7 protein-coding genes are annotated in these 9,492 nt (G+C 35.3%); 2 read left to right on the top strand and 5 right to left on the bottom strand.

Annotated elements, in window-relative coordinates:
- Positions 1-362: 362 nt before the first annotated feature.
- From HM982_RS17500 to folE, 5 genes are all read right to left on the bottom strand, one after another.
- Positions 363-866, bottom strand: coding sequence for a DUF192 domain-containing protein (locus HM982_RS17500; RefSeq protein WP_179354621.1), 504 nt, complete (start codon positions 864-866; stop codon positions 363-365).
- The gene (gene lgt / locus HM982_RS17505) at positions 866-1,690 is read right to left on the bottom strand and encodes a prolipoprotein diacylglyceryl transferase (RefSeq protein ID WP_179354622.1); all 825 of its coding nucleotides are present in this window, start codon (positions 1,688-1,690) and stop codon (positions 866-868) included. The genes HM982_RS17500 and lgt overlap by 1 nt, the downstream gene beginning before the upstream one ends.
- 307 nt (positions 1,691-1,997) lie before the next feature.
- Positions 1,998-2,234, bottom strand: a complete 237-nt coding sequence (yidD, locus tag HM982_RS17510; RefSeq protein ID WP_179354633.1) for a membrane protein insertion efficiency factor YidD — start codon at positions 2,232-2,234, stop codon at positions 1,998-2,000.
- A gap of 106 nt (positions 2,235-2,340) precedes the next feature.
- Positions 2,341-3,819 (bottom strand): cysteine--tRNA ligase, encoded by a 1,479-nt coding sequence (gene cysS, locus HM982_RS17515; RefSeq protein ID WP_179354623.1) that lies wholly within the window; start codon positions 3,817-3,819, stop codon positions 2,341-2,343.
- A gap of 166 nt (positions 3,820-3,985) precedes the next feature.
- Complete coding sequence (folE, locus tag HM982_RS17520) at positions 3,986-4,663, bottom strand: GTP cyclohydrolase I FolE (protein ID WP_179354624.1); 678 nt, start codon at positions 4,661-4,663, stop codon at positions 3,986-3,988.
- A gap of 194 nt (positions 4,664-4,857) precedes the next feature.
- On the opposite strand from folE, the gene HM982_RS17525 reads away from it, so the two are divergent.
- Both HM982_RS17525 and HM982_RS17530 read left to right on the top strand, forming a co-directional pair.
- Entirely contained in the window at positions 4,858-5,343 is a 486-nt protein-coding gene (locus tag HM982_RS17525; protein ID WP_179354625.1) for a hypothetical protein, read from the top strand.
- A 22-nt stretch (positions 5,344-5,365) separates the two neighbouring features.
- Positions 5,366-9,492, top strand: a 4,127-nt coding sequence (locus HM982_RS17530) for a PKD domain-containing protein (RefSeq protein WP_179354626.1), incomplete at its 3' end; no start/stop codon positions are given.

A 9,492-nucleotide genomic window follows, 5' to 3' on the forward strand; every position in this document is an offset into this window, starting at 1 on the left:
TTTAAACAATAGAAGACTTCAGTAATAAAGCTATTTTTAAAAGTTCAATATACTTGTATTTGGCTTTACGAGAATCGGAAGTCATTTATTACAAAACAATATACTTTAGAGAGAGAGGCTTTAATCAGTTTGTTGTTCAATTTTACTAAACTTATGATTACATGTTTATGTATACGTAGATTAGATTGTGTTATGATTTTCTTTTAATAAATACAATACTGAGGTAGAACTTTGAAGTAGTAAGGTCATCCATGTGCTTAAATGTTTTTGTGTAAGCAATATTGAAACTCTTAAGCGATGTGGTAATGATATTAAACTATAATTAATATCTTAAAATATTTTAAAGTAAAGGGTATAAATTCTTACTCTTCGGTTGTGGTATAACTTATTTTGTCGCCGACCTCTAATCCCCATTCATCCGAAAGTCCGGCATTAATCTCTAAAACATATTTTGCAGGTGCTTCAGATGGAAGTGAGGTTTCATCAAAAGGTTTGGCATTTTTTTGAAAACTTACAATGGTCTTAGATTCATCGATATAAATTATATCTAATGGAATCTTAGTGTTCTTCATGTAAAAACTTCGCAGTTGCACATTTGGAAAAATAAACAGCATACCATGGTGTGTTTCTAGCTCAGTTCTATACATTAGACCTGTTTGGGTACTGTATTCATCATCAGCAATTTCAATAGCAATTGTTTTAATAACTGAGTCAGAAGCTGCTTTCTTTAACTCTAAAGTGCCTTCTTTTTTAAAGCTTACAATAAGTTTGTCTATTGATTTTGTTTTTTGTTCTTCTTTACAAGATGAAAAAAACAGCAGTCCAAATACAATGATTATAGATTTTAAAAGCAGTGATGTACGCATTATGCAGGTTTTGATTTAGGTTTGTAAATAAACATAAAATATAACCCAATAATTATAAACGGAATGCTTAACCACTGACCTGTATTTAAAACCCAGTCTGAGCGTTCAATATTTTGTGCTTCTTTTACAAATTCTACACAGAATCTTATGCTCCATAGTAGCACTAAAAATAAGCCAAACAAAAAGCCTTCTTGTTCCGATTTTTTAGTTTTCCAATAAAAATAAAAGAGAATTAAAAACACAAAAACATATGAGAATGCTTCATATAATTGCGCAGGATGTCGCGGTGCTGTTTCACCTAATTGCTTAAATACAACGCCAAAATCACTACCAGTATATTTTCCTATAATTTCAGAATTAATAAAGTTTCCTATTCTAACAAAAACAGCGCCAAGAGCTACAGGAACGACAACACGATCTAAAATCCAAAGGACTGATTTATGTAATACTTTCTTGTTGTAGAGGTACATAGAAATAATCATGGCAATAGCTGCACCATGACTTGCTAATCCTTGAAAACCAGTAAACTCAATACCGCCTTTAAATTTAAAAGGTAAAAAGATGCTAAAAAAATCTTCTGTAATTAATTCGGGTTGGTAAAATATCACATGTCCTAATCGAGCGCCAAGCATAATGCCGACAACAGAATAAATGAATAAAGAATCTAAAGACTCATCAGATTCACCTTCGTTTTTATAAATACGCTTGGTTACGTAGAAACCTAAAACAAAAGCAGCAATCCACATTAGACTGTAGAAATGAAGTTTAAAAAATCCTAAATCAATAAACTTTATAGGATCCCAATCAATCTGTAATAAAAACATAGATATTCTATTTATGCTGTAAATATAATATTTTGATGGCGATTGAAAATGAGATTAACGTATTATTAATCTTCTTTTAGCAGAAGAGGACTAAAACTTTTGTTTCTATTCGGTCTGGCTAACGTTAAGGAAATACTTGAAGTGTATTATTTGTGAATATATGATTCTGATATATAGACAAATTTTTAGTTGTCATCCTTACGCGGAACAGGATCAAATCCACTACCTCCCCAGGGCGACGGAACGTTAATAAAATGTACGGTGTACATTTTTAGAGAACGGGCGAGCTGGCGCGTAGGCAAAATTTTTAGTTGTCATCCTTACCCGGAACAGGATCAAATCCACTACCTCCCCAGGGATGACAACTAAAAATCCTTTTTATAGCTAACCATCCACCTTTAAAAAATCCATAAACTTCTAAAGCTTCCTTAGCATAATGTGAACATGTAGGTTGATATCTGCATGTTGCTGGTGTAAAAGGTGAAATTACGGTTTGGTAAATTTTAATCAGCAACAAGAATGGATATGTAAGAATTTTTTTGATAAGTAAAATGGTTTACTGTTAGTTGTTAAGCTGTTAATTTGAAAGTTTACGAGATCACTGATTTTAGTGATCGGCTTTATAAGTCCGTAACCTACAATTGAACATTTTAAAACGTAAAGGTCGTTCCTTCTCTACTGTCTTTTAACTGAATTCCTGCTTCAGCTAAGTCGTCTCTAATTTTATCTGAGAGTGCAAAATCTTTATTTAATCGGGCTTCTTTTCTAAGTGCTATTAGTATTTCAACGGCATTGGTTAGTTTATCACTACCAGTACTTTCTTTTGAAATGTTTACCAAGCCAAGTACATCAAAAATAAAAGCTTTTAATGTTTCGTTTAAAATGGCTAAATCTTCAGAAGTAATAGTAGCACTTCCTTCTTTAATTTGGTTAATATGCTTTACAGCTTCAAAAAGTGAAGCAATTAAAATAGGTGTGTTAAAATCATCATTCATAGCGTCGTAGCATTTCTGCTTCCAGTCGGTTACGCTAAACGACGATGTAGAACTTGTTTTTAGATTATCGATTAATCCAATAGCTTCCATAAGTCTATGAAACCCTTTCTCGGCAGCTGCTAAACCGTCATCAGTTAAATCTAATACACTTCGGTAAGAGGCTTGCATCATAAAAAAGCGAATTACACTTGGGTTGTAAGCTTTAGACATAATATCATTCTCTCCAGATAGTAATTCAGCAGGATTTATATAGTTTCCAGTAGATTTACTCATGCGAGCGCCATTTAATTCTAGCATATTGGCATGCATCCAATATTTTACAGGAGCCTGACCCTTTGAAGCTTGATTTTGAGCAATCTCACATTCGTGATGTGGGAATTTTAAATCCATTCCGCCACCATGTATGTCAAAAAAGTCACCTAAATATTTAGTGCTCATAGCGGTACATTCTAAATGCCAACCAGGAAAACCATCGCTCCAAGGTGAAGGCCAACGCATGATATGCGTAGGTTCGGCTTTTTTCCAAAGGGCAAAATCTTGAGGATTTTTTTTATCACTTTGGCCATCTAATGCACGCGTATTATGAATTAAATCTTCTAGCTTACGTTTGCTTAAAATACCGTATTCGTTAGATTCATTGTATTTATGAACATCGAAATAAACAGAACCGTTGACGATATAGCCAAATCCATTATCTATTATGGATTGAATGAGTTCAATTTGCTCAATAATATGACCTGTTGCAGTAGGTTCAATACTAGGCGGTAAAAAATTAAATGTATGGAGTACATTGTGAAAATCTACAGTGTATCGTTGCACAATTTCCATAGGTTCTATGGCTTCTAATCGTGCTTTTTTTGTAATCTTATCTTCACCAACATCGGCATCATTTTCTAAATGTCCTGCATCTGTAATGTTTCTAACGTAGCGCACTTTATAGCCCAAATGTTTCAAATAACGAAAAATCATATCAAAAGACATAAACGTTCGTACATTACCTAAGTGAACATTACTATATACTGTTGGGCCACAAACATACATTCCTACATAACCATCAGTTATGGGTTCAAAAATTTCTTTTTCACCTGACAGCGTATTGTATAATTTTAGGTGTTGTGAATTGTAAAGTAGCATTATTGTAAGGATGTTTGTAGTGAAAGTATTTCTAAATGATATTCGAAATTTAAGTTGTAAAACAGGCTTTCTATTTAAAAAATAAATTAAATAGAATTGAAAACTAATTTAAAATATTTTGATTTATCAATGCTAGAATAGCCAATTTTATAACAAATAGAACATATTAAAATTGTGTTTCTAATTTTATATAATCCATAAGTTCTCTTCGGGTTTCTTTGTCTTTGAATTTTCCTCCAAATTCTGAAGTTACCGTACTGCTTTCAATGTCTCTAATACCACGAGAATTTACACACAAATGTTTGGCATCGATGACACAAGCAACATCTTCTGTGTTAAGTACACGTTGAAGTTCTTTTACAATTTGAATCGTTAATCGTTCTTGTACTTGAGGGCGTTTTGCAAAATAATCTACAATTCTATTCATCTTAGACAAACCAACTACATTACCATTAGAGATGTAGGCAATATGGGCGCGTCCAACAATTGGTAATAAATGGTGCTCACAAGTAGAGTAGAGCGTAATGTTTTTTTCAACTAGCATCTCTCCGTATTTGTATTTGTTATCAAAGGTAGAAGCGCTAGGTTTTTTATCAGGATCTAGGCCTGCGAAAATCTCATTTACAAACATTTTGGCAACTCTGTTAGGAGTTCCTTTTAGGCTATCGTCATTTAAGTCTAAACCTAGAGTTTCTAGAATGTGTTTTACATCCTCTTTAATGATATTTATTTTTTCGTTGCTAGATAATTTGAAAGCATCAGCTCTCAAAGGAGTTTCACTAGATGTTCCTATGTGGTCATCACCAAGAGCATCAATATCATTGAAATCACTTTCGATTTTCATTGTAAAATAATTGTTTATGAGTTTTTATAAGCAAGTGGCAAAGATAAGCAATAAAAATAGTTTCATTAAGGTAGGAGTTTTTTAATTATAACTGTTATATCTATAAAACCGTTAAAGTGTCAATATCATTGATAAACTCACTATGGTTTCTATAAAATTTTATTACTTTTCGAAATTAAATTAAATTGTAAAAAATGAAATTAAAATCCCTCCTGTTATTACCCTTAATGTTTCTTAGTATTTCTACCTTTTCTCAAGGTGATAAAAGCATTCCTCAAGACGATACAAATATAATAATTGATTACCCAGATAATGTAAAAGCACCTCTAACTAAAAACGAGAAGGCGCTTATTGATGAAGTATATCAATCTAAAGCACAAACACTAGTTTATGATGATGCTAAGTATTTAAAAGATGTAAAGCACCTTTTAAGAAATAGAATTACAATTTATGAAGACGGTAACCCTAAAACTCAAAAGAAAGGCATGATGCTTTCTGATATACCGTTGTTTGATTCCTATAATAAGGACTTAAAAAGAGATGAAAATTTTAACGTTGAAAATTTTAATCCTCTAAAATATCAATTAGATTTCTTTGCTAAAGGAACCTACGTTTACCGTGTTGATAATACCAACTATTTTATTCAGGTCACTTCTCAGTACAGAAAAATTAAAAAATAACACTAATTGATAAATCAGTATAATGAAAAATATATTACTCTTACTTACTCTCTTTTTTACTAGTTTAAGCTTTTCTCAAGACCCCACAGATTTATTAATGGAAAGTGGTACATTTAACCAATGTACTGGTGTCTTTTATGACTCCGGCGGTGAGTTTGGTCCTTATGGTAATGGTGAAAACCTGGTGACTACAATTTGTTCTGATGTTGAAGGTGATTTTATTCAATTAGAGTTCACAGAATTTATAACGCAAGGTGGTCTTAATGCTGATGTGATGAATATTTATGATGGTGATGATTTAACAGCACCATTAATAGGGAGCTACGACCAAAATAATAGTCCCGGTACAGTAGCGGCTTCGGCATCGAATGCATCAGGTTGTTTAACGATAGAATTTATTTCTAGTGATTCAGGCTATATAGATGGTTGGGCTGCAAATATTGAGTGTTTTACACCATGCCAAACCATTACAGCTTCTATAGATAGTACGACGCCTTCTGCTGTCTCTGGTACAATAGAAGTGGATCCAGGAGATTTAATTTTATTTGAGGGTAGTGCTATCTTTTCAGAATATGATACAGGAGCAGTATATACATGGGATTTTGGTAACGGTGAAACGCTCGATGGAAGTTTTGTAAATTATGCTTATCCAAACCCAGGAACATATACAGTTACATTAACAGTTACCGATACAAATCCTTTAGGCTGTTCTGACTCTGTTAGTACTATAGAAGTTGTTGTTTTGGATAACGATTCATGCGCAGGTGCTTTGCCACTCTGTGATGATATTTATGATGTACCTTCTCCAGTTGGTACAGGATCAGCAGAAGCTGGTATTGATTATGGCTGCTTAGGGTCTCAACCTAGACCAAGATGGTATTTTATGCAAGTAGATGAGGTTGGCGGAGATTTAGATTTTACATTAACTCAAACAACAGGTGAGGGAGGTTCAGGTTCGGGTATTGATGTCGATTTTATTGTGTGGGGGCCTTTTACTGAGCCCGTTTGTGGATCCGGAAATTTAAATTCCTCAACGCAAGTAGATTGTAGTTACGATGCCGCTTCAGTAGAACAAATTACAATACCAAATGCACCTCCAAATGCCTACTATATGTTATTAATTACTAATTTTAGTACTTCCGCTGGATTTATTAATCTGGTAAATAATAGTGATGAATCACAATTGAATTGTAGTATTATTTGTCAAGTAGATTTAGGTGATGATCAAGAGTTTTGTGACGGTGATAGTTATGTTATTGAGCCAGATTTTACAGGTGCTTTTAATACGTTTGAGTGGCAGTTAAATGGAGTAACTATTCCAGATGAAACGGGTTCTACTTTAACGGTTACAGAATCTGGTACTTATACGTTGATTGCTGATGGTGTTGATGCTATTTTTGGTGATGATTGTACTGCAGAAGGAGAAGTTGTAATTTCTATTACATCACCATTTGACTTAAATGATATTGCTATATCAGAGTGTAGCTCGTCGGCTACTTCAGCAGATTTTAATTTAGATGCTCAAATTGCAGACATTATAGATCCGTTAGATCCTGCAGATTATACGGTTTCTTTTTATAATAGTTTAACGGATGCGGAAACTCCTACAGGAGCTATTACAGACTCAGATGTCTATAATGGTGTTGATGGTGAAGTTATGTATGTTAGAGTGCAAGCTACAGGAACATCTTGTTTTTCAATTAGTACAATAACTTTGTCTGTATCTCCGCAACCAATTATCAATCCCGCACCCGATTTATCACAATGCGATGACCAGAGCAACGATGGCCTAGCGGAGTTTGATTTAAGCGTGCAAACAGCCTTAGTATTAGGTTCACAAGCGGCAGCAGATTTTACAGTGAGTTATCACACTAGCTTTGCAGATGCAGATTCTGGAGATAACGCTTTACCATTAAATTATACCAATACAGTAAATTCACAGCCAATTTATGTAAGAATAGCAAACGCAACAGACCCAAGCTGTTATAATGCCTCAGTAAATCCTGTATTTAATTTAATCGTAAATACGAGAGCCCTAGCGACTATGCCGGCTAATATGGAACGATGTGATGACGATAGTGACGGTATTGAAACCTTTGATTTAAGCAGTCAAGAAGCTGCTATTTTAGACACACAAAGTGCAGCGACTTATAATGTCACTTTCCATAGTAGTCAATCAGATGCCGATAGTGGTTCAGCAGCCTTACCAACAAGTTATACAAACACAAGCTCACCAAATCAACAAACGATTTATGCAAGAGTAGAAGATCCTTTATTTCCGGATTGTTATAGTACGACTAGTTTTGATATTGTAGTGAATCCATTACCAACGGTGATAGCACCAACAGCCTTAGAGGTTTGTGATGATGGCACACCAGATGGTATCACAGAGATGGATTTAAGTCTAAAAAACACAGAAATTACAGGAAATAACCCAAGTTACTCCGTAAGCTACCACGAGTTTCCAGCAGATGCAGAAACAGGGGACAATGCTTTACCAACGCTCTACACCAATAACAGTAATGGTCAAATTATCCATGTGCGTGTAGAGGATATAAATACGGGTTGCTCCGCTACCACCACATTAGAACTTGTCGTAGAACAAGCCCCAGTAGCCTATACACCACAACCCTTATATTACTGTGATCCAGATAATGATGGCTTTGGCGTATTTAATCTTGCTGCTGTAGATGATGAAATTACAGGCGGTGTTTCTGGCTTATCGGTCACCTACCACGAGACGCAAACCAATGCCAATAATGGCGTTGATGCCATTGATACCACAGTTAATTACAATAATATTGTAGAAGATGCACAAACGCTTTATGTAAGAGTAGAAAGTGAGACTATTGCCACGGACTGTGCTACTTTAGTTATTCTAGAACTTATTGTAGAAGAAAGCCCTCAACTGGTAGCGCCAACACCCCTAGAGGTTTGTGATGATATTTCCGCTGATGGTTTTGCAGAATTTGATTTAACAAGTAAGGCCGAGGAACTATTAAACGGCGGCAATCCTGCGCAGTATAGCTTAACCTATTATGATAGTGAGGCCAATGCAGAAATTGCTAACACACCAATAGCAAACCCATTAGCTTATACCAATACGGAGGCTTTTACCCAAACTATATGGGTACGTGTAGAAGACGATACGACGGTAGAAGGCTGTTATAAAATTACAAGCTTAGAGTTAATTGTGAATCCATTACCAGTTTTAATCACACCAGCCCCATTAGAATTGTGTGATGTGAATAACCCAGGTGATGAGCAAGAAGCCTTTATCTTAGAAGATGCTAATGAAGAAATCTTAAACGGTCAAACAGGAATTAGCTTAACACATTACGAAACACAAGCAGATGCAGACCAAGCCATCAACCCAATTGTAAGTCCTTACACTAACACAGAAAATGCGCAAACCATTTTTGTAAGAGCAGAAAATGATATCACAGGTTGTTATAATACGGTGACGGTGACCTTGAGAGTAGACCCAATTCCATCACCAGAACCAGATCCAGAGGCTATAGAAGTCTGTGACGATGATAATGATGGTTTTGCAGAATTTGATTTAAGCCAGCGTACCGTAGAAATTACCAATGGCGAATCGGATGTTGAAATTAGCTACCACGAAACACAAAGTGATGCCGAAACAGGCGCCAATCCTATCACAGGCTTATACACCAATATAGTAGCCAACACACAAGAGATTTATGTGCGTTCAGAAAACACCTTAACAGGTTGTTATAGTCTTACCTCAAATACCCTTGAGCTTATCGTACACCCGGCACCAGAAGTACCAACAAGTTTAGAGCCTTATACGATATGTGATAGTGATGATGATGGTGTAGCACAATTTGATTTAACGACTAAGGACGAGGAAGTGCTTAATGGTCAAGATGCCGCAGCGGTTACATTGACCTACCATGTTAGTGAGACTGATGCAGAAGCAGGCGCTAACCCTATAATCAATGTCAGTAGTTACACCAATAATGGTAACCCACAAACCATCTATGTGCGCTTGTACGACCCAATAACCACCTGTTATGACACCGGGGAATTTGAACTAATGGTGTCATTGCCACCGGTAGCCATACAACCAACGCAATTGAGTGAATGTGATGATTTAGGCCAAGTACCAGGCGATGAAATCACGGT

Origin of the sequence: Winogradskyella vidalii (genome assembly GCF_013403955.1) — a bacterium.
Taxonomy (GTDB): Bacteria; Bacteroidota; Bacteroidia; order Flavobacteriales; family Flavobacteriaceae; genus Winogradskyella; species Winogradskyella vidalii.

What these genes read in the sequence shown, in the direction of transcription:
- HM982_RS17500 (WP_179354621.1), bottom strand. Translation starts at nt 866, where the DNA reads ATGCGTACATCACTGCTTTTAAAATCTATAATCATTGTATTTGGACTG.
- lgt (WP_179354622.1), bottom strand. Translation starts at nt 1,690, where the DNA reads ATGTTTTTATTACAGATTGATTGGGATCCTATAAAGTTTATTGATTTA.
- cysS (WP_179354623.1), bottom strand. Translation starts at nt 3,819, where the DNA reads ATGCTACTTTACAATTCACAACACCTAAAATTATACAATACGCTGTCA.
- folE (WP_179354624.1), bottom strand. Translation starts at nt 4,663, where the DNA reads ATGAAAATCGAAAGTGATTTCAATGATATTGATGCTCTTGGTGATGAC.
- HM982_RS17525 (WP_179354625.1), top strand. Translation starts at nt 4,858, where the DNA reads ATGAAATTAAAATCCCTCCTGTTATTACCCTTAATGTTTCTTAGTATT.